The organism is Microbacterium sp. str. 'China', assembly GCF_002993305.1.
GTDB lineage: Bacteria > Actinomycetota > Actinomycetes > Actinomycetales > Microbacteriaceae > Microbacterium > Microbacterium paraoxydans.
In genome coordinates this window covers 2,449,373-2,475,144 of record NZ_CP027434.1, presented here as the reverse complement: position 1 = coordinate 2,475,144, position 25,772 = coordinate 2,449,373, and the positions used below count along the sequence as shown (strand labels likewise).

The following is a 25,772-nucleotide window of genomic DNA, read 5'->3' as shown; positions in this document are numbered from 1 at the left end:
GTCAGCGCCCGGGTCACCGGCGCGCGCCCGCTGAGAGGGCGGACGAAGGGATCAGCGGTTCACGGGGCTGACGGTGTGACCGGCAGCCCCCGACCTGTCTGATTCGGGACTCGACATGCCCTCCACCATAGGGCTGATCGGTGTGCAGGCGTGATCGGTGTGCAGGCGTGATCGGTGTACCTGCGTGATCGGTGTGCAGGCGTGATCGGTGTACCTGCGTGATCAGTGTGCAGGCGTGATCGGTGCGCTCGCGTGTTCAGCCGGTGGTGGTCCTGGCGTCGGGCGAAGACCACGGGGTTCCTCGGCGAAGGTCACGGTGTGCGGAGGCGGCGGTCGGTCGATGTAGGTCCGGCCGGTGGGGCTCGTCCACTCCAGAACACCGCCCGGCCCCTGCTCGACGTGCCACGGAGAGTGGTGTTTGAGCATGTGATGTCGTCGGCAGAAGGTCGCGAGGTTGTCGTGCACGGTCTCGCCGCCGAGCGCCGCATCGTGATTGTGATCGAGGTCGCACTTCCGCGGCGCGAGGCCGCAGCCGGGGAAGCGGCAGCGTTGATCGCGGGCCCGCAGGTGCCGGCGGAGGTCTTCGCTCGGGCGATACCGGTCGACGGCCAGCAGCGCCCCGCTGATCGGGTGGGTCAGCACCCGGTCCCAGCCGCTCGCCGCGCCGGCCAGTCGGCGGGCCGTGGCTGGATCGATCGGAACGACCCCGTCCAGCTCGGCGGCGAGGATCGGAGTACCGTCCGTCGTCCGTTCCTGCTCGCCGTGCATCAGCGTCAGCACCGGCACGGTGACCTCGACGCGAGCTCGAAGCTCCGAGAGCAGCCCCTCTTCCGAGTCATGGCCCGCCGGAGCGCCGGTCAGGACGAGGTCGGCGAGCAGATCCGCGCGCAGCTGATCCACGGTCCTGTCGTCGAGGATGCTCTCTTCCGACTCTCGACGCCGTGCCTGTGCGTTCTCCTCCCGCACGGCATGCGCCATCTGGGAGAGCCGGTCGTACATCCCGTGCACGAGGGCCGCGGGGCCGCGGGCGCCGAGCTCGGCCATGCCGTCTTCGAGGTCTGTCACCCAGACGCGGCGCAGCTCCCGGGCGTCACGATGTCGCTCGACGAGCGTCCGCTCCTGGAACCGGTCGGCCAGTCGGCGCACGAGTCGGCGTATCCGGTTCGGAGACTCTGCAGCGGCCACCTCGATCGCCTCCGTCGCGAAACGCGAACGGTCGTCCGGGTCATCGAGGTGAGCCCCCGCCTCCACGATCACGCGTGCATGCGCGGCGCTGATCCGGCCGGCGCCCTGAGCCTCCCAGACGGCGGGGAACCGTTCGACCAGCCAGGACGCATCGGACATCCGCCGCTCGATCGTGCGGTCGCTGACGCGCTGTGCGGCCCCGATCTCCGCGGCGACCGTGCGGATCGCCATGTCTGCGCCGTCTGGGTGACGCGCCTGTCGGGCGATGTCGACCGCCAGTCGGCCGGCCATCGCGAGCAGTCCGTCGCGGGCCGCCTGCATGCTGCTCAGCGTCTTCTCCGCCGCTTCCAGCCCCTCCACCAGATCGGCGAGAATCGCCATCTGGGAGTCGGTCGCGTCGAGCAGTGCGGGCATGGCGTCAGTCCATCATCGACCACCGACATTCGAACGAAGATTCGAAGGAATCTGGCCGAAAGTCGTATCACGAAAGGATAACGACCGTGGTTGACTGGCTCCGTGCTCCTGAACGTCATCGAAGCCGGGGAGGGCGACCGTGTCGCCGTGCTGCTGCACGGCATGATGGGGTCCGCCGAGAGCTGGCACCGCGTGGTCCCGCTGCTCGTGGAACGCGGCTTCCGCGTGCTTGCGCTCGATCTGCCGGGCCACGGCCTCTCTCCGCGTGACCCGGAGCTCACGATAGAGACGGCGGCCGATGCCGTCGTCGAGACTCTGGCGCATACGGCTCTCCTTCCGGGGGCAGGGTCCGCCGCGGGGGACAGGGCCACCGCCCCGCCCGCCGTCGCCGTCGGGCACTCCTTCGGCGCTACTGTGCTCGCCGCCGCCGCGCCGCGCCTCGAACCGGGCCTCGCTGTCTACGTCGACGCGCCGCTCGCCCTTCAGGGCGGGCAGGACCGCGCCTCTCTCATCTCGCAGTACGAGCACGACCGCCGCGCGCGTATGTCGCCCGCCGAGCTCCGCAAGCTCCGGCCCTTCTACTCCGTGGACGACGCCTCGGTCGAGGCGCGGGCGGCCGAGCGCTTCGATCCGCCGACCGCGGCCTCCGTCTCCTGCGGGGAGGACGGCCATTGGACCGCCGCGCCCGGCTCCATCGTCGTCCGCGCAGAACCCAGTGCCTGGGTCACCGACGAGGACGCGCGGCGGTTCGAGCACGGTGGGGTGACGGTGCGCAGCATCCCCGGGGCCGCCCACACGGTCTGGTACAGCCACTTCGAGGTCTTCACCGCCGCGCTGCCGGAGCTCTTTGCCCCGTCGCTGGTCTGACCGGGAGACCGTCCGACGCGGCGCGACTACCCTGGAGAGGACATGGCACATCTTCTCGGGGCCGAAGCCCTGCACCTCGAATACCCGACCCGCGTCGTCTTCGACGCCGTGACCCTCGGCATCGAGGAGGGCGACCGCATCGGCATCGTCGGCCGGAACGGCGACGGCAAGTCGAGCCTTCTCGGCATGCTCGCCGGCACGAAGGAGCCGGACTCCGGCCGGGTGACCGTCCGCGGCGGCACCCGCATCGGCGTGCTGGACCAGGCCGACACCCTCCCCGACGACATCACGATCGGCGCCGCCGTCGTCGGCGACATGGCCGAGCACGAATGGGCCGGAGACGCCCGCGTCCGCGACGTGATCGAGGGGCTGCTGACCGACCTTCCCTGGGACGCGCAGATCGGCTCCCTCTCCGGCGGTCAGCGCCGCCGCGTGTCGCTCGCGAAGCTGCTCACCGGAGACTGGGACGTCATCGCTCTCGACGAGCCGACGAACCACCTCGACGTCGAGGCGATCACCTGGCTCGCCGGTCACCTCAAGAAGCGCTGGCCCGCGAACGCCGGAGCCCTCCTCGTCGTGACCCACGACCGGTGGTTCCTCGACGAGATCTGTACCGAGACGTGGGAGGTGCACGATCGCATCGTCGAGCCCTTCGAGGGCGGCTATGCGGCGTACATCCTGCAGCGGGTCGAGCGCGACCGCATGGCGGCGGCGACCGAGGCGAAGCGGCAGAATCTCGCCCGCAAGGAGCTCGCCTGGCTGCGTCGCGGTGCCCCGGCCCGCACCAGCAAGCCCAAGTTCCGCATCGATGCGGCCAACGAGCTCATCGCCGACGTGCCCGAGATCCGTGACAAGGTCTCGCTGCAGTCGCTCGCCGTCTCGCGGCTGGGCAAGGACGTCGTCGACCTGCTCGATGTGGGGGTGACCTACCCTTCGACAGGCTCAGGGACCCAGACTTCGACAGGCTCAGGGACCCAGACTTCGACAGGCTCAGGGACCCAGACTTCGACAGGCTCAGGGACCCAGACTTCGACAGGCTCAGGGACCCAGGCGGGCTCAGGGACCCAGGCGGGATCAGGGACCGGCGGGAAGACCGTGCTCAAGGACGTCGAGTGGCGGATCGCCCCGGGCGAGCGCACGGGCATCCTCGGCGTGAACGGCGCCGGGAAGTCCACACTCCTGGGGCTCATCTCCGGCACGGTCGAGCCCACCGAGGGGCGGATCAAGCGGGGGAAGACCGTACAGGTCCGTACGCTCACGCAGCGCCTCGACGAACTCCTGCCGCACTGGAACGACCCCGTGCGCGTGGTCATCTCGGGTCTGCGCACCTCGTACACGCTCGGCGCCGGGTCGAAGGCGCAGGACCTCACGCCAGGACAGCTCCTGGAGCGACTCGGGTTCTCCTCCGCCCAGCTCTCGACGCCGGTGAAGGATCTCTCCGGTGGCCAGCAGCGTCGGTTGCAGCTGCTGCTGGTGCTGCTCGACCAGCCGAACGTGCTCATCCTCGACGAGCCCACGAACGACATGGACACCGACATGCTCGCCGCGATCGAGGACCTCCTCGACTCTTGGTCGGGCACGCTCCTCGTCGTGAGCCACGACCGGTACTTCCTGGAGCGGGTGACGGATCAGCAGTACGCGATCCTTCCCGGTCCGGACGGCGCAGGGCGCCTGCGGCATCTCCCGGGCGGCGTCGACGAGTACCTGCGCCTGCGGCAGCGCGTCGAGAGCGCCCCGGCGACCTCGACGGCGGCGTCGGCCCCCGCAGCGAGCGGTCTCGACGGCGCGGCTCTCCGGGCGGCGCAGAAGGAAGCGGCCGCCCTCGAGCGTCGCATCCAGAAGCTCACGCAGCAGGTCGACGCGGCCAAGCACGCCCTCGCCGACCATGACCAGTCCGACTACGCGGGCCTCGGCGAGCGGATGAAGGCGATCACCGCGCAGGAGGCCGAGATCGAAGAGCTGGAGCTGCGCTGGTTCGAACTCACGGAGCAGATCGGCTGACGGAGGAATATCCTTCTCCCACGACTGTTGGGAGTAGCGATGGAAGGCCTCGAAGTAACCGTCCTGCTCGGACTCACGATCCTCGTCGGAACCCTGATCGCCCCGCGCGTGCGTCTCGCGCTGCCGCTCGTCCTCGTCATCCTCGGTCTGGCGCTGGGATTCATCCCGCCGCTGCGTGAGGTCCAGCTGCCGCCGGAGACCGTGCTGCTGCTGTTCCTGCCGGTGATGCTGTTCTGGGAGAGCCTCACGACATCGCTGCGGTCGATCCGCCGCGACTTCCGCTACATCGTGCCGATGAGCACCCTCCTCGTCGTCGCCTCTGCGTTCGCGGTGGCCGGCATCGGCGTGCTGTTCGGCATGCCCTGGGAGATCGCCCTCATCCTCGGGGCCGCGGTCGCGCCGCCCGACGCCACGGCCGTCGCCGCGCTCGGCCGGCTGCTGCCGCGTCGGATGTTCATGAAGCTCAAGGCCGAGAGCCTGACCAACGACGGCACCGCGCTCGTGCTCTACGCCATCGCCGTGTCCCTAGCGCTGGGCGGCCAGGTCACGCCGCTCTCGGTCACCTGGGACGTGCTGGTGTCGTACGTGGGTGGAATCGCCGCGGGGATCGCGGTCGCGGCCCTGGCCACGCTGCTGCTGCGCCGCATCTCGTCCACCATCGTCATCAACGTCACGCTGCTGCTCGTGCCGTTCTCCGCGTTCCTGCTCGCCGAGCTCGTCCACGCGTCCGGGGTGCTCGCCGTGGTCGTCGCCGGACTCATCGTCGCCTGGGTGTCGCCGCGCGTGACGACCGCGGCTTCGCGACGGCAGGCCGACGCCGCGTGGCCGTTCGGCGTCTTCCTCCTCAACGGGGCGCTGTTCGTCCTCATCGGCCTCGAGGTGCAGTTCGTCGCGCACGAGATCTCCGCCGCCGCCATCGGCCGTCTGGTGCTCGTGACGCTCGCCGTGTGGGTGACGCTGTTCGCCGTCCGGTACGTGTTCCAGCTCCTCAACGCCCTGTTCCAGCGGCGGCCGTCCGAACGACCGCCCCGCGGAGCCCGCTCCCGTGCCCGGCTCGTGTCCACGGTCGCCGGCATGCGCGGCGCGGTGTCGCTGGCGATCGCGCTGTCGGTGCCGACCGGTGTCCCAGAAGGGAGCATGGTGGGCGGGCGTGACGAGATCGTCTTCGTGACAGCCGGGGTGATCCTGCTCAGCCTCCTCGTGCAGGCGCCGCTGCTTCCCGCGCTCGTGCGGTGGGCGCGGTTCCCGGTCGACCATGCCGAGGACGAGGAGTACGAGCTCGCCGAGCGGGCGATCTCCGGAGCAGCCCTCGCCGCGCTCGACGACCTCGCCGCGGAGCACGGCATCGGCCAGGAGGTGCGCGACCGGGTGCGTGCTGAGGGGTACCAGGCGCTGGAGTTCGCGAACGCCCGAACACTCGCGCGCGAGCAGGCGCTCATCGATGCCGAGGCCGACGCGCTGGACGAGATGCTCGGCCAGCCCGATCCCTACGGCACCGGGGGAGAGGCGCGCCCGGCGGAGGAGGAAGCAGGCGACGTCGCGGTCTCGGCCGGGACCGCCCCCGACCCCGAGGCCACGGACGGCACGACGCTGCAGATGATCGCGACCTCCGCCGACGTCGACCTCGCCCAGCGCTCGCCGCTCGTGCGGCACGAGGAACACACCCGGCTCAAGCTCGCGCTGCTCGACCGCAAGCGCGAGGTCCTGCTCGGGCTCCGCGGCGCCGGCACCGTGGACGACATGGTGGTCCGCCGGATCTCCGCCCGTCTCGACCTGGAGCAGGTGCGTCTGCAGGGCATCGAAGAGTTCGACTGACCCGATCCCGCACGGCTGTGACGCCGTGTGACATACCGATTCCGCGACAGCGCGCCCTCCTGCCTAACGTTGTCGAGTCCCGCCAGGAAGGAACCCCTCATCATGTCCCGCCGCACCACCTCCGCCCTCGCCGCGCTCGCCGTGGTCCCGCTGTTCGTCGCCCTCGCCGGGTGCGCCACCTCGTCCGACGCGGGCTCCGGCGACGGCGGCTCCGAGAACGAGACCGTCAAGATCGGTGTCGTCGGGAAGGGCGACGCGCAGTGGGCGCCCTTCGTCGAGGCCGCCGCCGACGAGGGCATCACGGTCGAGCTCGTCGACTTCGGGTCCTACGAGCAGCCGAACCCGGCGCTGACCGAGGGGGAGATCGACCTCAACCAGTTCCAGCACATCGTGTACCTCGCGGAGTACAACAACGCCTCGGGCTCCGATCTCACGCCCATCGGCTCGACCGCCATCTACCCGCTCGGCTTGTACTCGACGAAGTACGACGACGTCGACGACATCAAGAAGGGCGACACGGTCGCGGTTCCCGACGACGCGTCGAACCAGGCACGGGCGCTCAACGTCCTGCAGCAGGCGGGTCTGCTCGAGCTCAAGAGCGGCGGCACGCCGTACTCCGACCTCGCCGACATCGACGCGGACAAGTCGAAGGTGAAGGTGACGGCCCTCGAGGGTGCGCTCATCCCGACCTCGCTCCCGGATGTCGCCGCCGCGATCATCAACAACGACTTCGTCGAGGACGCCGGACTGACGTTCGACGACGCGATCGCGCAGGACGACCCGGAGGACCCGAACGCCCTCCCGTACGTCAACATCTTCGCCGCGCGTGCGGAGGACGCGGACAACGAGACGTACCAGAAGCTCGTGGAGATCTTCCAGACGAACGAGGAAGTGCAGGCGGGGCTGCTCGAGTCCTCCGGCGACACCGCGGTGGCGCTGCGTACTCCGGTCGAGGACCTCGTGGCCTCGCTGGAGAAGGTTCAGAAGGACGCCGAAGAGAAGTAACCGGACGCCGGGGTGTGATCCGCCCCCTGTTCGATGAGGGAGAATCGGGTGGCGCTTCGTGCGCTGCCCGATTCTCCGTTTCCCGAGAACCAGACCGGAGCACCACATGCCGATCGTCACCCTGACGAACGTCTCCAAGACATACCCCTCCCGCAGCCAGGGCGATCGCGAGATCGTCGCCGTCGACGACGTCACCCTCTCCATCGACAAGGGCGACGTCTTCGGCATCATCGGATACTCCGGTGCGGGGAAGTCGACGCTCGTCCGTCTCATCAACGCGCTCGAGCCGGCCACCCGCGGCACCATCACGGTCGACGGCGTCGACATCACGGCGCTCAAGGAGAGCGAGCTGCGCGCCGTGCGCGGCGGCATCGGGATGATCTTCCAGCAGTTCAACCTGTTCTCGTCGCGCAGCGTCAAGGCCAACATCGCGTATCCGCTCAAGCTCGCCGGCTGGTCGAAGCCGGATATCGAAGAGCGCGTCGCCGAGCTGCTGTCGTTCGTGGGGCTCTCCGACAAGGCGAAGGCGTACCCCGAGCAGCTCTCCGGTGGACAGAAGCAGCGCGTCGGGATCGCCCGCGCGCTCGCCACCAAGCCCGCCATCCTCCTCGCTGACGAAGCGACGAGCGCGCTCGATCCGCAGACCACGCACGAGGTCCTCGACCTGCTCAAGCGCGTCAACGAGGAGCAGGGCGTCACGATCGTCGTCATCACCCACGAGATGGATGTGATCCAGACCATCGCCACCCGCGTCGCCGTCATGGAGAACGGACGGGTCATCGAGCAGGGCGACGTCTTCGATGTCTTCTCCGCCCCGCGGAATCCGGCGTCCCAGCGGTTCGTCGGCACGGTGGTGAAGGGGGTGCCCTCGCCGTCGGAACTCGCGGTGCTGCGGGACCGGCACACCGGACGCCTGGTGACCCTGTCGTTCCGCGACGGCGACTCGTCGCAGGCTCAGGTGTTCCTCGACCTCGCTTCGGCGGGTCTCGACTTCGAGCTCGTCTACGGCGGGATCAACGACATCCGGGGTCGTGCGTTCGGCCACCTCACGCTCGCCATCCGGGGTGACCGCGCGGCGATCGACACGGCACTGGCGCGTATCGCGGAGCGGGTCGAAGTCACCGTCATCGCCGGAGAGGAGGGACGCTGATGGACCGTCTGAACGAACTGTGGCCGGAGTTCTGGCAGGCCGCGCTCGAGACCCTGTACATGACGTCGTTCGCGCTCGTGCTCGGCGGGATCCTCGGCCTTGCCGTGGGCGTCCTGCTGTACGTGACGCGCCCCGGCGGACTGATGCCGAACCGCGTCGTCTCCGGGCTCATCAACTTCGTGGTGAACTTCTTCCGACCGATCCCGTTCGTCATCTTCATGGCGGTGGCGCAGCCGTTCGCGCGGCTGGTCGTCGGCAGCGGCATCGGCACCACCGCCGGAGCGTTCATCATCGGTCTCGCGGCGGCGTTCGCGATCGGCCGTATCGTCGAGCAGCATCTCGTCTCCGTATCGCCGGGCGTGATCGAGGCGGCGCGGGCGATGGGGGCCGGGCCGTGGCGGATCCTCTTCACCGTCGCGATCCCCGAGTCGCTCGGCCCGCTCATCCTCGGTTACACCTTCATCGTCGTCGCGCTCATCGACATGACCGCGATGGCCGGACTCATCGGCGGCGGCGGGCTCGGGGCCTTCGCGCAGATCTACGGCTTCCGGCAGTTCGAGCCGCTCGTGATGTGGGCGGCGATCATCCTCATCGTGGTGTTCGTGCACCTCGTGCAGCTTCTCGGCACCCGGCTCGCGCGGAAGGTCATGCGCCGCTGAGGTCGATCAGCGTGCCGGGGCCTCCTGCAGGCTCCGGCGCGTGGTGAACGTGCGCTCCTGCCCGCTCAGCGGATCGGTGAACCGGAGCTCGCGTGCGAGGAGCTGGAGCGGGCGGGTGAAGTCGTCCGGACGCTCCGGCTGCAGCACGGGGTAGAAGCCGTCGTGGAGGATACCGAGCTCGAGGGCGGCGAGGTGCACACGGAGCTGGTGCATCTTCCCGCTGTGCGGACGGAGAAGCGTGTGCACGACGCGATCGTCGGCGGCGATGACCTCGATGAGCGTCTCGGAGTTCGGCTCGCCGTCCTCATCCACCTGCACGCACACCTGACCGCGGAGCTTCTCGATCCGGTTGCGGTAGACGAGGGGGAACCGCGACGGATCCCAGTCCGCCGGGCGTGCCGAGACCGCCTCGTACACCTTCTCCACACGGCGGTCCTCGAACAGCAGCTGGTAGGCGCCGCGGGTGGCTGGACGGGCGGAGAACATCAGCAGCCCCGCCGTGGCCCGGTCGAGGCGGTGGATGGGCGTGAGATCCGGGTTGCCGAGGCGATTGCGCAGCCGGACGAGGGCGGAGTTCTGCAGGTACTTGCCGCCCGGCGTGGTGGGGAGGAAGTGCGGCTTGTCCACCACCACCAGATTCTCGTCCTGGTGCAGGATCTCCTCGGTGAACGGGATCTGCTTCTCGACCGGAGGCTCCCGGTAGTACCAGACGAACTCCTCGGCGCCGAGAGGCGTGTCCCGGGAGAGCGGCCGGCCGTCGCGCGCGACGATCTCCCCGCGGTCGAAGCGCACGAGCAGCCGCTCCGGATCGAGGTGGAAGAATCGCTCGACCATGTAGGCGGCGACGGTGGGCCACGCACCCGTCATCGGCACGTGCAGCCGGGTCGCGCCGACCCCGTCGCGCACGGGAAGCGGGGAGGGCATGCCCATGTCTCGGCCTTCGGAGCAGGGGTCGCGGGGCTGCGACCGGGTGCTCCCAGCCTAGGCGACCGGCCAGGCCTGCCCGGGGCCCCGCGCCCCGGAACCGGTCGGGGTGTCAGCGGGTTTCGGCAGCTAGCCAGTCGTCGAAGGTCGTCGCCGCCGTTCGGGCGTGGCCCCCGGGAAGCAGCACCTCGCCCGCGAACTCGACGCCGAGCGCGGCACCCTTCCACGCGGCGCGCAGCGGAAGGTCGCGGCCCCACGCCGCGAGAGTGCGGCGCGCCATGTCGACGGCGTCCTCCGTGCGGGGTCCGGCGATGTCGAAGGAACCACCGAGCGCCGGCGACTCCGCCGCGTCGACGAGGGCGGCGGCCACGTCCGCGGGCGCGATGGGCTGCAGGAGCAGCGGGGGCACGACGCCCTCACCGTCCTCGATGCTCCACTCGGCGATCATCGCGGGGAAGTCGTGGAACTGCGTCGCCCGCACGATGGTGAACGGGACGGGGCCACGAGTGACCTCTCGCTCCTGGGCGCGTTTGCCTGCGTAGTGGGGGTTGCCGCGCACGCGATCGAGCGCCGCGATCGAGAGGGCCACGTGGTGGCCGACCCCGGCTTCGCCCTCGGCGGTGAGCAGCGTGCGGCTGAGCGTGGTGAACACCCGCTCGGCCTCGGCGACGTCGGATACCGGGGGATTCGTCGCATCGACGACCGCATCCACCCCGCGCAGCAGGGCGGGGAGGCCTTCGCCCGTGGTCAGATCGACGCCCTCGCTGCGGCTGAGCGACAGCGGATCGTGCCCCCGACGCCGGGCCTCCTCGACGACCAGCCGCCCGATCCGTCCCGTGCCTCCTGCGACCGCTATGCGCATGCCCGCTCCTTGAATCATGGATATTGTGTGTCCACAATAGGGCGGTCCCGGTACGATGGGCAAGTGAAACTCCCCGAGACCTCCGAATGGGTGCTGCACACCGTCGCGGTGATCGCCCAGCTCCCCGGCGGGTCGACGGTGTCGGGTGCGCAGCTCGCCGAGCACTTCGGCGTGCCGGGGCCGTACCTCTCGAAGCAGCTCGCGAAGCTCGTCCGCGCCGGCATCCTCACCGGAAGCACGGGGCCCCGCGGCGGCTTCCGCCTGGCCAGGGAGCCCGAGAACATCAGCGTCCTCGATCTCGTCACCGCGGTCGACGGCGCCGCCGACCCCTACGTCTGCCGTGAGCTCCGTCAGCAGGGGAGAGGAGCCGCCCGTCCGGAGGACTGCACCGCGCCGTGCGCACTCGCCGTCGTGATGCGCCGTGCCCACGAGGCCTGGCGAGGGACTCTGGAGGCGGTGTCGATCGCCGAGGTCGTCGCCACGCTCCCGGACACCGTCCCGGCCAAGAACCGGCGCCTCCTCCTCGGACCCTGACCTGCCTGAACAGGACGGACCGTACCGAAGAGGACCGAGCCCGGGTCAGGTGTCGAAGCTGAGACTCAGCTTCCGCAGCAGGGCGGCCAGCCGGTCGCGGTCGGCGCGCGAGAGGGCGCGCAGGAGGTCGGCCTCGGCGTCGACGAGCCGGGTGATCGCGGCGTCCACGCGGACCCGGCCGTCGTCGGTCAGGGTCACGAGCACGCTGCGGCCGTCCGCGGGGTCGGCTTCACGGCGCACGAAGCGACGGCCGACCAGACGGTCGATGCGGTTGGTCATGGTGCCGCTCGACACGAGGGTCTGCTGCAGGAGCTGCTTGGGCGAGAGCTGGAACGGCGACCCCGCCCGGCGCAGCGCCGACAGCACGTCCCACTCCCAGGGCTCGAGGTCGCTCCTGCGGAACACCTCGCGGCGCGCGCGGTCGAGGTGCCGGGAGAGGCGGTCCATGCGGGACAGCACCTCGAGCGGGGAGAAGTCGAGGTCGGGCCGCTGCGTGTTCCACGCGCCGACGATCCGATCGACCTCATCCGCCTCGCTCATCCGTTCATTATCGCTCCCGGCGGCATCGCGACCGCGGAGGACGCGGGGAGCAGCATCGTGAGGAACGCGCTGTGCGGGTCGGGGAGGTAGGAGCCGAACGGCGGACCCTCCCGGAAGCCGGCGGCGGCGTACATCGCCCGGGCCGGATCGAAGAAGGGGTCCCGGCCGGTTTCGAGCGACACGCGACCGATGCCGCGCGCGCCGGCGTCGTCGAGCAGATGACCGAGCATCGTCCGCCCGAACCCGCGTCCGCGGAAGGCGGGATCGGTGCGCATCGACTTCAGCTCCTCATGTCCGTCCTCGACGACCGCGAGGGCGCCCGTCGCGGCGATCCGTCCGTCGACCCGTCCCGTGAAAAACCGGACGCGTGGAGTCAGCAGCCGGTCGAGCGGAAGCGCATGCTGGCTCTCGGGCGGAGCAGTGCCGTCCATCTCCGCGTGGTGTGCGGCGATGAAGGCCGCGATCTCGGGGGTGGCGACGGTGACACGGTCGATCACGAGGCTCATCGTCCCAGCATCGCAGAGCCGTGTTTCGAGCGGATGACGAGCCCACTCGGCGTGCGCCTCACGCACAGGAAGACGGGCGAGGACGTGGCAGACTTATCGGGCGGTGCCCCGGGGGCAGCGCGGTCCGCCGTGGTGTAATGGCAGCACGACAGCCTTTGGAGCTGTGAGGTCTAGGTTCGAGTCCTGGCGGCGGAGCATGACTGAGAACAACCTCGCCGTCGTCGTCCTCGCCGCGGGCCAAGGCACGCGCATGAAGTCGCGCCTGCCGAAGGTGCTGCACCGGATCAGCGGGCGGCCTCTGGTCGGACACGTGCTGACGACGGCGACTCGGCTGCACCCGTCGCACATCGAGGTCGTCGTGCGGCACGAGCGCGATCAGGTCGTCTCCGCGCTGCGTGAGGACTACCCGGACGCCGTCTTCATCGACCAGGACGAGGTTCCGGGCACGGGCCGCGCCGTCCAGGTCGCCGTCGACGCGCTCCCCGCAGACTTCGACGGCGACGTGCTCGTGCTCTCCGGCGACTGCCCGCTGGCCGATGCCGAGACGCTCTCGACGTTCCTCGCCGAGCACCGCGCCTCCGGAGCGCCGGCGACCCTCATGACCGCCCTCGTCGACGACCCCACCGGCTACGGGCGGGTCATCCGCGATGCCGACGGCACCGTGGACCGCATCGTCGAGCAGAAGGACGCGACGGCGGAGGAGGCGGCGGTCAGCGAGATCAACGCCGGCATGTACGTCTTCCGTGCTGCCACACTGCGCACCTACCTGCCCCGGATCGGCGTGGACAACGCCCAGGGGGAGATGTACCTGACCGACGTGCCCGGCCTCGTGCGCCGGGACGGCGACCGGGTCGCGGCGTCGATCGTGTCGGACGTCGAGGTCACGTTCGGGGTCAACGACCGCGCCCAGCTCGCCGAGGTCGGCCGTCGTCTGAATGCCCGCATCGTCCGTCGCTGGCAGCTCGAGGGCGTCACCATCGTCGACCCGGCCACGACGTGGATCGACGACGACGCCACGCTCGCCCCCGACGTCACGATCCTGCCGAACACGCAGATCCTGCGCGCGACGACGATCGCCGCGGGCGCGACGATCGGACCGGACACGACTCTCGTCGACTGCGAAGTGGGAGAGGATGCGGTCGTCCGTCGCACCGACGCCACTCTGGCCGTGATCGGCGCCGAGGCGACCGTGGGCCCGTTCTCCTACCTCCGCGCCGGCACCGTGCTCGGCCCGAAGGGCAAGATCGGCGCCTACGTCGAGACGAAGAACGCCGAGATCGGCGAGGGGAGCAAGGTGCCGCACCTGTCGTACGTGGGCGATGCGACGATCGGCCGTGGCGTCAACCTCGGCGCGAGCACCATCACGGCGAACTACGACGACGTCAACAAGCACCGCACGGAGATCGGCGACGAGGTGCACACCGGCTCGCACACGGTGCTGGTCGCGCCCGTTAGGCTTGGTCCTGGTGCGAAGACCGGCGCCGGCGCCGTCGTCCGCAAGGACGTCCCGGCCGGTGCCCTGGCCATGAGCGTGGCCCCCCAGCGCAACATCGAGGGGTGGGTCGAGAAGAACAGAGCAGGGACGGGCGCGGCGGATGCCGCGGCCCGGGAGAATTCGGCGGAATAGGCGGAGCATGGCCCGGAAGAAGAAGACGGTCGACCTGGATCGCGACAACGGCGTGGCCCCCGGCCTCGTCGCCAAGACGAAGAAGCGTCTGGTCATCGCTGGTGGTCGATCGCATCCCGAGCTGACGGCGGCCGTCGCCGCTTCGCTCGGCACCGAGATCGCTCCGGTCGAGCACCGTACCTTCGCCTCCGGCGAGATCTACGCGCGCTTCGAGGTCTCGATCCGCGGCTGCGACCTCTTCCTCGTGCAGACCTTCGGGGAGCCGGTCAACGAGTGGCTCATGGAGACGCTCATCATGATCGACGCCGCCAAGCGCGCCTCGGCCAAGCGCATCACCGTCGTCGCGCCGTACTATCCGTATTCGCGTCAGGACAAGAAGGGCCGTGGCCGTGAGCCCATCAGCGCCCGCCTCGTCGCCGATCTGCTGAAGACGGCAGGCGCCGACCGCGTGATGAGCGTCGACCTGCACGCCGCCCAGATCCAGGGCTTCTTCGACGGCCCCGTCGACCACCTGTTCGCCAAGCCGGTGCTCCTGGACCACTTCGAGCGCACGCTCACGCCGGAGGACCGCGAGATCCTCACGGTCGTCTCCCCGGATATGGGGCGCGTTCGCGTCGCCGACACCTGGTCGGACAGCCTCGGCGCGCCGCTCGCGATCATCCACAAGCGCCGCGACCCGAAGGTCGCCAACCAGGTCTCCGTGCACGAGATCGTCGGCACCGTGGAGGGACGCACCTGTCTCCTCGTCGACGACATGATCGACACCGGCGGCACGATCGTCAAGGCGGCGCAGGCGCTCAAGGCGAACGGCGCGCACCGCGTGATCGTCGCGGCGACCCACGCGATCTTCAGCGACCCGGCCTCCGAGCGGCTGCAGGATGCGGCGATCGACGAGGTCGTCGTCACGGACACCATCCCGCTCTCCGCGTCGCGTCGTTGGGAGAACCTCACGGTGCTGCCGATCGCGCCGCTGCTCGCGCGGGCGATCCATGAGGTCTTCGAAGACGGCTCCGTCACGAGCATGTTCGGCGGAGACGCGTAACTCATCGGGACGGCACAGCCCGTGCATAGCCGGGCTGCTTACGGTCGAGTCATCGACGGAAGAGTCGACCGACGACGACCACGGAGGACCCCATGATCCGCACGACCGTTCCGACCTCTGTCCGCACCGGCACTGCCCTCCTCGGGGTCGCAGGGCTGTTCGTCCTCGCGGGATGCTCGTCGACCGGCGACGCCGCAGACACCTCGACCGGCACCGACGAGACCGCGGGGTCGAGCTCCTCGTCCTCGTCGAGCGGGGGTGACGCCTCCGGCACCTACACCGACGGCACGTACACCGCCGACGGCTCGTACCAGACCCCGGAGACGGTGGAGGAGATCACCGTCACGCTCACCCTCGCCGACGGCGTCGTGACGGAGGTCGAGGTGACCGGCGACCCGAAGGCTCCGGAGACCGAGCGGTACCAGGGCGAGTTCATCGACGGGATCGCCGACGAGGTCGTGGGGAAGCCGATCGACGAGCTGAACGTCAGCCGCGTCGCCGGGTCCTCGCTCACGAGCGGCGGCTTCAACGACGCCGTGGCCTCCATCAAGGAGCAGGCCGCCGCCTAGGCGCGAGGCGTCCTCATGGGGGAGTGGCGATTCGAGGCGATCGGCACCGGGTGGGAGATCGAGACCGGTGCCCCGCTCACGGATGACGTCCGCGCGGCCGTGACCGCCGAGATCGAGCGCTTCGATCGCCTCTGGTCCCGCTTCCGCGACGACTCCGACGTGGTGCGTCTCGGCCGGTCGGGCGGCTCGCTGACCGCTCCGGACGCGGGGCCGATGCTCGATGCCTATCGCGAGCTCGATGCCGCGACGGCCGGTGCGGTGAACCCCCTGGTCGCCGACAGCCTGGAGGCCCTGGGCTATGACGCCGCCTACTCGCTGCGGGCGGGGCAGCCCCGCCCCGCTCCCGCCTCCTGGACGTCCCGGCTGACCTGGGCGGCGGACACGGCCGAGGCGCACGAGCCCGCCCTCCTCGACGTGGGCGCCCTCGGCAAGGGGCGTCTCGTCGATCGCGTGATGGCGGTGCTGGCCGACGTTCCCGGGGACGTGGTCGTGGATGCCGGCGGAGACATCCGGGTGCGCGGCGCCGGCGTGCGCGTCGCTCTCGAGCACCCGTTCGATGCGCGGAAGGCGATCGGCGTGGTCGAGATCACAGACGGCGCGCTGTGCGCCTCGGCCGTCAATCGACGGGCCTGGGGCGAGGGCCTCCACCACGTGCTCGATGCGCGGACGGGACGGCCCGTCCGCACCTGGGCCGCGACGTGGGCTCTCGCCCCGGAGGCGATGACGGCGGATGCCGTGGCCACCGCGCTGTTCTTCGACGGCGGCCCGGAGCTGGCCGCCCGCTGGGGCGTCGAGTGGGTGCGCATGACCACCGACGGCCGTGCGCAGCGCTCGCCCGGTTGCCACGCCGAGCTCTTCACCGCGGCACCCGCCGCTGCTGCCGGAACCCGGGGAGACAGGAACCCATGACCACCGCCTTCGCCGCCGCCCGCCAGCGCGTCCTCGCCGTCCTCGGCGCGCTGTCGATGTACCGCCTCGTGCTGTTCGCGCTGACGGCACTGGCCATCATCGCCCTCGTGCTGTCCCTGTTCGGGGTGATCGTGTCTCCGACGCCGGGGGAGCTGGTGGCGTCCTTCCTCGTGCTCGCGGTCGTGATCTCGGCCGTGGACGCGGTCGCGCAGCGCCTGCTCCGCCTGCCCTGGCGCGTGGAGTCCTCCCTCGTCACTGCCCTCATCCTGCTGTTCGTGCTGCGTCCCGGCATCGAGCCGTCGGCGCTGCTCGGTCTCGGGATCGCCGGTGCGGTGGCCAGCGCGTCCAAGTACCTCATCGCCTGGCGAGGACGCCACATCTTCAACCCGGCGGCGTTCGGTGCGGCGGTCGTATCGATCCTGGGGGTGTTCGACGCCTTCAGCTGGCTCGGCACCTCGTCGTCGTGGTGGGTCGGCACGCCGGTTCTCGTGATCCCCGTCGTCCTCCTCGGGCTGGCCGTGCTGTGGCGTACGGAGAAGGTCGGGGTCGTCCTGCTCTTCCTCGTCGTCGCCGTCGCCACCTCGATCGTGCGGCAGGCGGTGCAGGCCGTGCAGTTCGACGTCTCCTTCGACGTCGTGACGGCGCTGTCGTTCGCGGTGCTCCAGTCGCCGTTCCTCTTCCTCGGCGCGTTCATGCTGTCGGAGCCCTTGACGCTCCCGCCGCGTCGTCGGCAGCAGCTCGTCGTCGCCGTCGTGGTGGGCGTGCTCGCGGGGTGGCCGATCTCCGTGGCCGGTCTGTTCACGCTCGGACAGGAGCGCGCTCTGCTCATCGGGAACCTCGTGGCCTTCGCGTTCGCGCTCCGCGGGTCCGTGCGTCTCGTCCTGGAGAGCCGCGCCTCCGTGACGCCGACTGCCCAGGAGCTCACCTTCCGGGCGAAGGGCCGCGTGCGGTTCCTCCCCGGGCAGTATCTCGAGCTCGACGTGCCGCACCGACGGCCGGACGCGCGGGGGACCCGCCGCGAGTTCAGCATCGTGTCCGCTCCGGCCGACCTGCCGATCCTCCGCATCGCGTACAAGAACGGCGACCAGCAGCACCCGTCGAGCTACAAGCGGGCTCTCGCGGCAGCCGAGCCCGGTGCGACGTTCGCGGTGACCGGAACCTGGGGCGACTTCATCCTCCCGCGCGGTGAGCAGCCGGTGCTTATGGTCGCGGCCGGCATCGGCGTGACCCCGTTCGTGTCGCAGCTCCGGCAGCTCCAGGCGACGGGGGAGCGGCGCGACATCGTCCTCGTCTACGTGGCGTCCTCGGCGGAGGAGCTCGCCTTCCGCGACGAGCTCGCCGCGACGGGTGTGCGCACGGTCGTGTTCACCCGCGACGAGCCGGACGACCTCCCCGCGCACTGGACCTGGGCGCAGGGGGCCCGTCTGGACACGGAGACCCTGGAGCACGCGGTGGGGGACCTCTCGGCGCGGCACGCCTTCATCTCCGGGCCGCCGCGGCTCATCGCCGACCTCGCGCCCGCGCTGCAGAAGGCCCGTTCGCTCACCACCGACGCCTTCGCCGGCTACTGACCTGACCCTCTTCCTCCCTTTCGGGGCCCCGGGTCAGGCGTCGGGCGGAGTCTCGCCGGGAGGAGTCATCGGGATCCGGACCGTGAAGGTCGTGTCGCCGGGCTCGCTGTCGACCGCGATGCGGCCGTGGTGGCCCTCCACGATGGCCTTGACGATCGCGAGACCGAGTCCGGTCCCTCCGGTCTGCCGGGCGCGGGAGCTGTCTCCGCGGGCGAACCGGGCGAAGAGCTCGTCGCGGAGGGCGGGATCGATCCCCGGGCCGTCGTCGTGCACGCGGAGCACGGCCTCGTCGCCCTCCCGGGCCACGCTCAGCGTCACCGTGGTCCCCGCGGGGGTGTGGGTCCTGGCATTGGCCAGCAGGTTCGCGACGACCTGATGCAGCCGCCCTGCATCACCGACGACGGTGACCGGCTCATCCGGCACCTCGATGTTCCAGTGATGATCGACCGCCGTCGGCCGCGCATCCGAGAGGCCCTCGAGGGCGAGCTGGGCGAGGTCGACCGTGCCGTACACGAGTTCGCGTCCCTCGTCGAGACGGGCGAGGAGCAGGAGGTCCTCCACGAGCCGTGTCATGCGCAGCGACTGCGCCTGGATGCGCTCCAAGGAGGAGGTCGTGCCCTCGATGACCGCGTCTTCCTTCGTCGCCTCCGGTGCCTGACGCAGCGCTCGCAACGAGAGCTCCGAGTAGCCGCGGATCGAGGCCAGCGGCGTGCGCAGCTCATGGCTCGCGTCGGCGACGAACCGGCGCATCTGCTCCTCGTTCTTCTGGCGCGCCGCGAGGGACGTGTCCACGTGGTCGAGGAGCTTGTTGAGCGCGGCGCCGACGAGCCCGGTCTCCGTCCGCGGATCGGCCTCGCTCGCCGGTACGCGCTCGGTGATGCTGACCTCGCCGCGGTCGAGCTGCTGATTGGCGACTCTCGTCGCGGTCGCTGCGACCGCCCGCAGCGGCCGAAGCCCGACCCGGATCGTGACCGCCGTCGTCAGGGCGAGGAGGATCAGGCCGCCCGCCGTCGCGAGCAGGATCACGGTGAGGAGCTGCGTGAGCTGATTCTGGACGTCGTCGCGGGGGAGCCCCGTGACGACGACGACGCCGTTGCTCGCGGTGGTCGCGACGACCCGATACGAGCCGAGGCCGTCGAACGAGACCGTGGCAGGGGTGCCGAGCGCGACCGTGCCGTACAACCTCTGCAACTGCTCGGGAGTGAGCGACTGCGGCGTGCTGTTCAACGCCCCACGGCTCTCCTGGAACGTGACGCCGCTCGGTCCGGCCACGGGGCTCCCGAGCGAGAGCAGCAGCCCGGGGACGCGGGTGTTGAGGAGGGGGAGGATGTTGTCGACGGTCGCCTCGGAGGGCGCGACCCGCTCCACGATCCCGTCCCGGATCGTCGCAGCGTAGGTCTTCACCTTGTTGTCGAGCTGGTCCTCGAGCGTGCTGCCCAGGGTGGCGCTGGTGATGACGGCGACGATGACGAGGATCAGCGACACGAACCCGATCACCGCGGTCATCAGCCGCGTCTGCAGGCTCATGGGCCGCCGCGTCACCGTCGCTCCGCTCACTGCGGGGCCTTGATCATGTAGCCGACGCCGCGCACGGTGTGCAGGAGGGGCGTGCGGCCGGCGTCGATCTTCTTCCGGAGGTACGAGATGTAGAGCTCCACGACCGACGACTTGCCACCGAAGTCGTAGCTCCAGACGCGGTCCAGGATCTGCGCCTTGGACAGCACCCGGCGCTCGTTGCGCATGAGGTAGCGCAGCAACTCGAACTCGGTCGCGGTCAGCTCGATCTCCACGCCGTCCCGGACGACCTCGTGGCTGTCCTCGTTGAGCGTGAGATCGGCGACGCGGAGGATCGACTGCCCGTCGTCGGCGCTGGCGTGTCCGGTGCGCCGGATGATCGCGCGGAGCCGGGCGATCACCTCTTCCAGGCTGAACGGCTTGGTCACGTAATCGTCGCCCCCGGCGGTGAGCCCGGCGACGCGGTCGCCCACGGCATCCTTCGCCGTGAGGAAGAGGACCGGGACGAGGTTGCCTGCTTCGCGGAGGCGCTTCAGCACGGCCATCCCGTCGAGGTCGGGCATCATGATGTCGAGCACGAGGGCGTCCGGTTCGAACTCCTTCGCGACCTGGATCGCCTCGAGGCCGGAGGAGGCGGTGCGCACCTCCCAGCCCTCCATGCGCAGGGCCATGGCGAGCAGATCGGTGAGCATCTGCTCGTCGTCCACGGCGAGGATGCGCAGAGGGGAGCCGTCGGGGCGGCGCAGTTCGGGCAGGTCGCTGGTCATGCCTCTATTCTGCGGAATTTCCTATGTGATTTCTATGGAGCGGGCTATGGGTTCTCTGGGAGATGTCCGCCTCATAGAACCCTCATCATCCGTCCCTCGAATCCGCATAACGGTTGTCCCTAGCGTCGGTTCCGCGCCGCGATCGTCGCGGCGGGAGGAGAGACATGTACGGACGATATCTGCGGCGCGAACTCGCGGGCCGCAAGAAGCAGACGGCGATCGTGGCCATCGGGCTCGCGATCGCGATCGGACTCGTGATCGTGGTGAACGCCCTGACGACCGGTGTGCGCGACGCCCAGGCGCAGTCGTTGGCAGCGGTCTACGGAGTGGGGACGGATCTGACCGTCACGGGTGCCGCCGCGGAACCGGGCGACGGGACAGGACCGCGGTTCGAGTTCGACGAGGACGCGGGGGAGAGCGACGGCGAGACCACGACCCTGGAGCAGTCGACCCTGCGCACGGACTTCGGCCGGACGACGCTCGACGCCGCGGTGCTGGACACGGTGGCCGGTACCGATGGCGTCGCCGCCGCGACCGGTGCGCTGAGCCTGACGAACTCGACCTTCTCCGGTGAGCTGCCGAGTGGCGGCTTCGGCGGGCAGGACGGTGCGGAGGGCGGCGAGGCGCCTGCGGAGGGCCAGGCGCCTCCGCAGGGTGGCGGCGGGGGCGGAGGCGGTGCGTTCGGCATCGACTCGTTCACCGTCCTCGGCATCGACCCGTCCGCGTCGGAGGTCGGCCCGCTGGCCTCCGCCGAGATCGGCGAGGGGCGTGGGCTGGACGCCGACGACAGCGGAGCCCTCGTCGCGCTGGTGGACAGCACGTACGCGGCGACGGAGGACATCGCCGTCGGCGACACCCTGGACGTCGCGGGCTCCGACGTCGAGGTCGTCGGCCTCCTCACGTCGGCGTCCGATGCCGCAGACACCGCGGCGGACGTCTACCTCCCGCTCGACACCGCACAGGAGCTGGCCGGCGTCGAGGACGAGATCTCCACGGTGTACGTGCAGGCGGATTCGGCGTCGTCCATCGACGAGGTGCAGACGGCCCTGGCGGAGGAGCTTCCCGACGCCACCGTCTCCTCGCAGTCCGAGCTCGCTGCGACCGTGTCCGGCTCGCTATCGAACGCGACGGCGCTCGTCACGAATCTCGGCACCTGGCTGTCGATCATCGTCCTCGCCGTCGCCGTGCTGCTCTCGGTGCTCCTCACCCTCTCCGGCGTCGGCCGCCGCACCCGCGAGTTCGGCACCCTGAAGGCGATGGGGTGGTCGAACGGCCGCGTCGTGCGCCAGGTCGCCGGGGAGTCGATGGTGCAGGGACTCCTCGGAGGCGCAGCTGGTCTCGTGCTCGGCCTCGCCGGGATCCTGATCATCACCGTCATGCAGCCGACCGTGGCCGCCGGATCCACGGCCGTCGGCGGAGGCCCGGACGGAGGAGGAGGCTTCGGCGGCCCCGGCGGCATGGCCCCGGGCGCGGAGACCGCCGACATCGTGCTGCAGGCACCGCTGACCCCCTGGGTGCTCGTCGCCGCCGTGGGTCTCGCGGTGCTGGGCGGACTCGTCGCCGGCGCCTTCGGAGGCTGGCGGGCGGCGCGACTGAGCCCGGCCGAGGCCCTGCGGTCCGTCGCATGAGCGACGTCGCGAACCACACAGGAGAGAAGGAGACCGAGATGACCACGATGACGGATTCCGAGGCCCGCGTTCCGGCCTCGTCGGCGGCGACCCCGCTGTACCGGGCGACGGGCGTCACCCGCACCTATACGCGGAGGGGACGGACGGTGACGGCGCTCACGGGCGTCGACCTGGAGATCATGCCCGGCGCCTTCGTCACGATCCAGGGGCCGACCGGAGGGGGCAAGTCGACACTGCTGCAGCTGCTGGGGGCGCTCGACACCCCGACCTCCGGGACGCTGCAGCTGGACGGCCGTGAACTGTCGTCGGCCTCGCCGTCGGAGCTGGGACGGATCCGCGCGCAGGAGATCGGATTCGTCTTCCAGGGGTTCAACCTGATCCCGACGCTGACGGCGGCGGAGAACGTCGACATGGCCCTGGAGCCGCTCGGCATCGACCCGGCGGAACGACGCACGCGGGTCGCCGCCGCCCTCGCCCACGTCGGCCTGGCGGACCGCGGAGACCATCGTCCCGCAGAGTTGTCCGGTGGACAGCAGCAGCGTGTCGCGATCGCGCGGGCGATCGTCAAGCGCCCGCGGGTGCTGCTCGCGGACGAGCCGACGGGCAACCTCGACGAGAGGATGCGCGACGAGATCCTCGACCTCCTCGAGCGGCTGTGCGCGGAGGGCATCACCATGGTCGTGGTCACGCACGACTCCGCGGTGGCGCGACGCGCGACGAAGCGGCTGCGTCTGACGCAGGGGACGGTGAAAGACATCACCCGATAGCCGGCGGCGCGGGGGAGGGGCGGACGGCGAGCCGCCCCTCTTCCGCGATGTCCGACCCCGGGTCTACCGTGTGCTCATGGTCGACCACGTCGAATCCGCACAGCCCACCGTCCACCGTCCCTCCACCGTCTCCGAGGTCGCCGCGCTCGTCCGCGCCGCCGCGCAGGAGGCGGTCCCCCTGACCGTCGTCTCCGGCGGCCACGGGCCCTGGTCCCACGCCTCCGCCCGCGGTCTGCGGCTCGAACTCGGGGAGCTCTCCTCGATCGAGGTCGACGGCACCGCCGTACGCATCGGTGGCGGTGCTGTCTGGGGCGATGTCGCGACAGCCCTCGCCGCCCACGGCCTCGCCCTGAGCTCCGGCGACACGGCCAGCGTCGGTGTCGGCGGCCTCACGCTCGGCGGCGGCATCGGCTGGATGGTGCGCGCCTGGGGCCTCGCCGTCGATCAGCTCGTCGGCGCCCAGGTCGTCACCGCGAGCGGAGACGTGGTGGAGGTGTCGGCCACGCAGCATCCCGACCTGTTCTGGGCGCTGCGCGGCGGTGGCGGCAACTTCGGCATCGTCACCCGTTTCGATTTCGAGGCGCATCGTCTGCCGGGGATCGCGCTGGCCGAGTCCGTCGTCGAAGGTGACGCGACGGCCGTGCTCCGGGCCGCGCGCGAACTCCTCCGCGACGCCCCGCGCGAACTGACCGTCACGTACATGGACGTGCCGCCCATGGACCCGAGTGCTCCGGCCGGTGCCCGGCTGACCGCCGTGTGGGCAGGGCCCGACCCGGAGGCGCTGCGTGTGGAGCTCGCGCCGATCACCGCCCTCGACGGTGTCACGACGGAGATCACCGAGCCCGCCTACCGGGACATCCTGATGGAGATGCCGCAGCCCGAGGGCGGCGAGGCTCCCGCCCCTCCCGGGTTCCTCGGCGGGAACGGGCTCGTCGCCGACCTCGACGATGAGACGATCGATCGGCTGGTGGCCTATCGGCGGGAGTACCCCGCCTCGGTCGTCTTCCTCCGGTCCCTCGGCGGGGCGTTCGGCGACGTGCCGCAGGAGGAGACGGCCTTCCCGGCGCGCAGCGCGACCTGGTTCGTCATGGCCGGTGCCTTCGACGTCCCCGGACTGCTCGACGAGCAGGGGCGTGAGAAAGCCGCCGCCGACGCGCAGCGGATCGTCGAGGGCCGCCTCGCCGAGTACAGCAACTTCGTCGACCGCGAGCGACCGGACGCGGTGTCCGGGATGTACGGCCGTGACGGCTACGCGCGTCTGCGGGCGGTGAAGGCGCAGTGGGACCCGCAGAACGTGTTCCGCCGCAACCACAACATCCTCGTCTGACGCACGAAGGGCCGGGCACCGTACGGTGCCCGGCCCTTCGCAGACCCGAGGTCAGTGCGTGTCTTCGGCCTCGATCTCGGAGCGGTCGCCCGACCACAGCGTGTGGAAGGTGCCCTCCTTGTCGATGCGCTTGTAGGTGTGCGCGCCGAAGAAGTCGCGCTGGCCCTGCACGAGAGCAGCCGGAAGGCGGTCGGCGCGGATGCCGTCGTAGTACGACAACGACGACGAGAACGCCGGAGCCGGGATGCCGGACTGCGCCGCCGTGACCACCACGCGGCGCCATGCCGCCTGGCCGCGGGTGAGCGCCTCGGCGAAGTACGGAGCCGTCATCAGCACGGGCAGGTCGGGCGTCTCGGCGTAGGCGTCCGCGATCCGGTTCAGGAACTGGGCACGGATGATGCAGCCGCCGCGCCAGATCTTGGAGATCGCACCGAGATCGATGTTCCAGCCGTACTCGGCGGCACCGGCGCGGATCTCGTCGAAGCCCTGCGAGTAGGCGACGATCTTGGAGGCGTAGAGCGCCAGGCGGACGTCCTCGACGAAGGCGTCGACCTCGTCGGCCGGGACCGTGAACTCCTCGTCCGGGCCGGGAAGCGCCGCGGCGACCGCGCGCTGCTCGGGGTGCGAGGAGAGGGAGCGGGCGAACGTCGCCTCGGCAATACCCGAGACCGGAACGCCGAGCGAGAGCGCGGTCTGCACGGTCCAGGCACCGGTGCCCTTCGCGCCGGCCTGGTCCAGGATGACGTCGACGAGCGGCTTGCCGGTGGACGCGTCGATCTGCCGCAGCACCTCGGCGGTGATCTCGATGAGGTACGACTCCAGCTCGCCGCGGTTCCACTCGGCGAAGATCTCGGCGATCTCCGCGGGCGTCTTGCCGGTGCCACGACGGATGAGGTCGTAGGCCTCGGCGATGAGCTGCATGTCGGCGTACTCGATGCCGTTGTGCACCATCTTGACGAAGTGGCCGGCGCCGTCGTGGCCGACGTGCGTCACGCAGGGCTCGCCCTCGGCGATCGCGGCGATGGACTTCAGGATGGGTCCGAGCGTGACCCAGGACTCGTCGGAGCCGCCCGGCATGATCGAGGGACCGGTGAGGGCCCCCTCCTCGCCGCCGGAGATGCCGGCGCCGACGAAGTTGATGCCGGTCTCGCGGACGGCCTTCTCGCGGCGGATGGTGTCCGGGAAGTAGGCGTTGCCGCCGTCGACGATGATGTCGCCCGGCTCGAAGACCTCGACGAGGGAGTCGATCACGGCGTCGGTCGGAGCTCCGGCCTTGACCATGATGATCGCGGTACGCGGCTTCTGCAGCGAATCGGCGAACTCCTGGTAGGTCTTCGCCGGGATGAAGCCCGCCTCGGGATGCTCGTCGAGGAGGGTCTGCGTCTTCTCGTAGCTGCGGTTGAAGATCGCCACGGTGTTGCCCTCGCGGCTCGCGAGGTTGCGGGCGAGGTTCGACCCCATGACGGCGAGTCCGACGACTCCGATGTTCGCTGATGCTTCGGGCACGGAAGGCTCCTCGGTCGTGAAGAAGGGTTGAGTTCAGCGTATCGCTGTAGGGCGGATCGAGGCGCACCCGTGACGCGGCCCT

General features: G+C 70.5%; 23 protein-coding genes and 1 tRNA gene. 16 read left to right on the top strand and 8 right to left on the bottom strand.

What is annotated here, in order from left to right; translation table 11 throughout:
• Positions 1-222: 222 nt before the first annotated feature.
• Positions 223-1,599, bottom strand: coding sequence for an HNH endonuclease signature motif containing protein (locus C6C15_RS11930; protein ID WP_105950201.1), 1,377 nt, complete (start codon positions 1,597-1,599; stop codon positions 223-225).
• A 102-nt stretch (positions 1,600-1,701) separates the two neighbouring features.
• Between C6C15_RS11930 and C6C15_RS11925 the strand changes: the two genes are divergently transcribed.
• The 6 genes from C6C15_RS11925 (at position 1,702) to C6C15_RS11895 (ending at position 9,096) form a co-directional block, all read left to right on the top strand.
• Positions 1,702-2,466, top strand: a complete 765-nt coding sequence (locus C6C15_RS11925; RefSeq protein WP_105950200.1) for an alpha/beta fold hydrolase — start codon at positions 1,702-1,704, stop codon at positions 2,464-2,466.
• Between the two features lie 42 nt (positions 2,467-2,508).
• On the top strand, positions 2,509-4,467 hold the full coding sequence (locus C6C15_RS17365) for an ABC-F family ATP-binding cassette domain-containing protein (RefSeq protein ID WP_234024142.1): 1,959 nt from the start codon (positions 2,509-2,511) through the stop codon (positions 4,465-4,467).
• A gap of 39 nt (positions 4,468-4,506) precedes the next feature.
• Positions 4,507-6,282 carry a Na+/H+ antiporter gene (locus C6C15_RS11910; RefSeq protein ID WP_060921470.1) on the top strand — a complete coding sequence of 592 codons (1,776 nt, stop codon included), beginning with the start codon at positions 4,507-4,509 and terminating at the stop codon, positions 6,280-6,282.
• 102 nt (positions 6,283-6,384) lie between these two features.
• A complete protein-coding gene (locus C6C15_RS11905) occupies positions 6,385-7,287 on the top strand; it encodes a MetQ/NlpA family ABC transporter substrate-binding protein (RefSeq protein WP_105950199.1) in 903 nt (300 codons plus the stop codon).
• A gap of 106 nt (positions 7,288-7,393) precedes the next feature.
• The gene (locus C6C15_RS11900) at positions 7,394-8,437 is read left to right on the top strand and encodes a methionine ABC transporter ATP-binding protein (protein ID WP_105950198.1); all 1,044 of its coding nucleotides are present in this window, start codon (positions 7,394-7,396) and stop codon (positions 8,435-8,437) included.
• Positions 8,437-9,096, top strand: a complete 660-nt coding sequence (locus C6C15_RS11895) for a methionine ABC transporter permease (RefSeq protein ID WP_025105629.1) — start codon at positions 8,437-8,439, stop codon at positions 9,094-9,096. Before C6C15_RS11900 ends, C6C15_RS11895 begins: the two co-directional genes overlap by 1 nt.
• 6 nt (positions 9,097-9,102) lie before the next feature.
• Here the strand turns inward: C6C15_RS11895 and C6C15_RS11890 are convergent, their stop codons facing one another.
• Both C6C15_RS11890 and C6C15_RS11885 read right to left on the bottom strand, forming a co-directional pair.
• Entirely contained in the window at positions 9,103-10,026 is a 924-nt protein-coding gene (locus C6C15_RS11890; RefSeq protein WP_105950197.1) for a pseudouridine synthase, read from the bottom strand.
• A 106-nt stretch (positions 10,027-10,132) separates the two neighbouring features.
• Entirely contained in the window at positions 10,133-10,882 is a 750-nt protein-coding gene (locus C6C15_RS11885) for an SDR family oxidoreductase (RefSeq protein WP_105950196.1), read from the bottom strand.
• Between the two features lie 63 nt (positions 10,883-10,945).
• Between C6C15_RS11885 and C6C15_RS11880 the strand changes: the two genes are divergently transcribed.
• Entirely contained in the window at positions 10,946-11,416 is a 471-nt protein-coding gene (locus C6C15_RS11880; protein ID WP_105950195.1) for an RrF2 family transcriptional regulator, read from the top strand.
• Between the two features lie 45 nt (positions 11,417-11,461).
• Here C6C15_RS11880 and C6C15_RS11875 read toward each other — a convergent pair whose 3' ends face one another.
• Together C6C15_RS11875 and C6C15_RS11870 are read right to left on the bottom strand one after the other, a co-directional pair.
• A complete protein-coding gene (locus C6C15_RS11875) occupies positions 11,462-11,956 on the bottom strand; it encodes a MarR family winged helix-turn-helix transcriptional regulator (protein WP_025105633.1) in 495 nt (164 codons plus the stop codon).
• Positions 11,953-12,462, bottom strand: coding sequence for a GNAT family N-acetyltransferase (locus tag C6C15_RS11870; RefSeq protein ID WP_105950194.1), 510 nt, complete (start codon positions 12,460-12,462; stop codon positions 11,953-11,955). The genes C6C15_RS11875 and C6C15_RS11870 overlap by 4 nt, the downstream gene beginning before the upstream one ends.
• 123 nt (positions 12,463-12,585) lie before the next feature.
• Between C6C15_RS11870 and C6C15_RS11865 the strand changes: the two genes are divergently transcribed.
• The 6 genes from C6C15_RS11865 (at position 12,586) to C6C15_RS11840 (ending at position 18,180) form a co-directional block, all read left to right on the top strand.
• A tRNA-Gln gene (locus tag C6C15_RS11865) sits at positions 12,586-12,657 on the top strand.
• Position 12,658: 1 nt separating this feature from the next.
• Entirely contained in the window at positions 12,659-14,089 is a 1,431-nt protein-coding gene (gene glmU, locus C6C15_RS11860) for a bifunctional UDP-N-acetylglucosamine diphosphorylase/glucosamine-1-phosphate N-acetyltransferase GlmU (RefSeq protein WP_105950193.1), read from the top strand.
• A 7-nt stretch (positions 14,090-14,096) separates the two neighbouring features.
• Complete coding sequence (locus C6C15_RS11855) at positions 14,097-15,131, top strand: ribose-phosphate diphosphokinase (RefSeq protein WP_025105636.1); 1,035 nt, start codon at positions 14,097-14,099, stop codon at positions 15,129-15,131.
• Positions 15,132-15,223: 92 nt separating this feature from the next.
• Positions 15,224-15,700 carry an FMN-binding protein gene (locus C6C15_RS11850; RefSeq protein ID WP_060921478.1) on the top strand — a complete coding sequence of 159 codons (477 nt, stop codon included), beginning with the start codon at positions 15,224-15,226 and terminating at the stop codon, positions 15,698-15,700.
• 15 nt (positions 15,701-15,715) lie between these two features.
• A complete protein-coding gene (locus C6C15_RS11845) occupies positions 15,716-16,609 on the top strand; it encodes an FAD:protein FMN transferase (protein WP_105950192.1) in 894 nt (297 codons plus the stop codon).
• Positions 16,606-18,180, top strand: a complete 1,575-nt coding sequence (locus tag C6C15_RS11840; protein WP_105950191.1) for an FAD-dependent oxidoreductase — start codon at positions 16,606-16,608, stop codon at positions 18,178-18,180. Before C6C15_RS11845 ends, C6C15_RS11840 begins: the two co-directional genes overlap by 4 nt.
• Positions 18,181-18,213: 33 nt before the next feature.
• Here C6C15_RS11840 and C6C15_RS11835 read toward each other — a convergent pair whose 3' ends face one another.
• A complete protein-coding gene (locus C6C15_RS11835) occupies positions 18,214-19,707 on the bottom strand; it encodes a sensor histidine kinase (RefSeq protein ID WP_105950190.1) in 1,494 nt (497 codons plus the stop codon).
• Positions 19,708-19,733: 26 nt separating this feature from the next.
• Complete coding sequence (locus C6C15_RS11830) at positions 19,734-20,462, bottom strand: response regulator transcription factor (protein WP_025105641.1); 729 nt, start codon at positions 20,460-20,462, stop codon at positions 19,734-19,736.
• 164 nt (positions 20,463-20,626) lie between these two features.
• On the opposite strand from C6C15_RS11830, the gene C6C15_RS11825 reads away from it, so the two are divergent.
• The 3 genes from C6C15_RS11825 (at position 20,627) to C6C15_RS11815 (ending at position 24,184) form a co-directional block, all read left to right on the top strand.
• On the top strand, positions 20,627-22,090 hold the full coding sequence (locus tag C6C15_RS11825; protein WP_105950189.1) for an ABC transporter permease: 1,464 nt from the start codon (positions 20,627-20,629) through the stop codon (positions 22,088-22,090).
• A gap of 47 nt (positions 22,091-22,137) precedes the next feature.
• Positions 22,138-22,857, top strand: coding sequence for an ABC transporter ATP-binding protein (locus C6C15_RS11820; RefSeq protein ID WP_186326399.1), 720 nt, complete (start codon positions 22,138-22,140; stop codon positions 22,855-22,857).
• A 76-nt stretch (positions 22,858-22,933) separates the two neighbouring features.
• The gene (locus tag C6C15_RS11815) at positions 22,934-24,184 is read left to right on the top strand and encodes an FAD-binding oxidoreductase (RefSeq protein WP_105950188.1); all 1,251 of its coding nucleotides are present in this window, start codon (positions 22,934-22,936) and stop codon (positions 24,182-24,184) included.
• Positions 24,185-24,235: 51 nt separating this feature from the next.
• Here C6C15_RS11815 and gndA read toward each other — a convergent pair whose 3' ends face one another.
• Complete coding sequence (gndA, locus tag C6C15_RS11810) at positions 24,236-25,690, bottom strand: NADP-dependent phosphogluconate dehydrogenase (RefSeq protein ID WP_105950187.1); 1,455 nt, start codon at positions 25,688-25,690, stop codon at positions 24,236-24,238.
• Between the last annotated feature and the right edge of the window lie 82 nt (positions 25,691-25,772).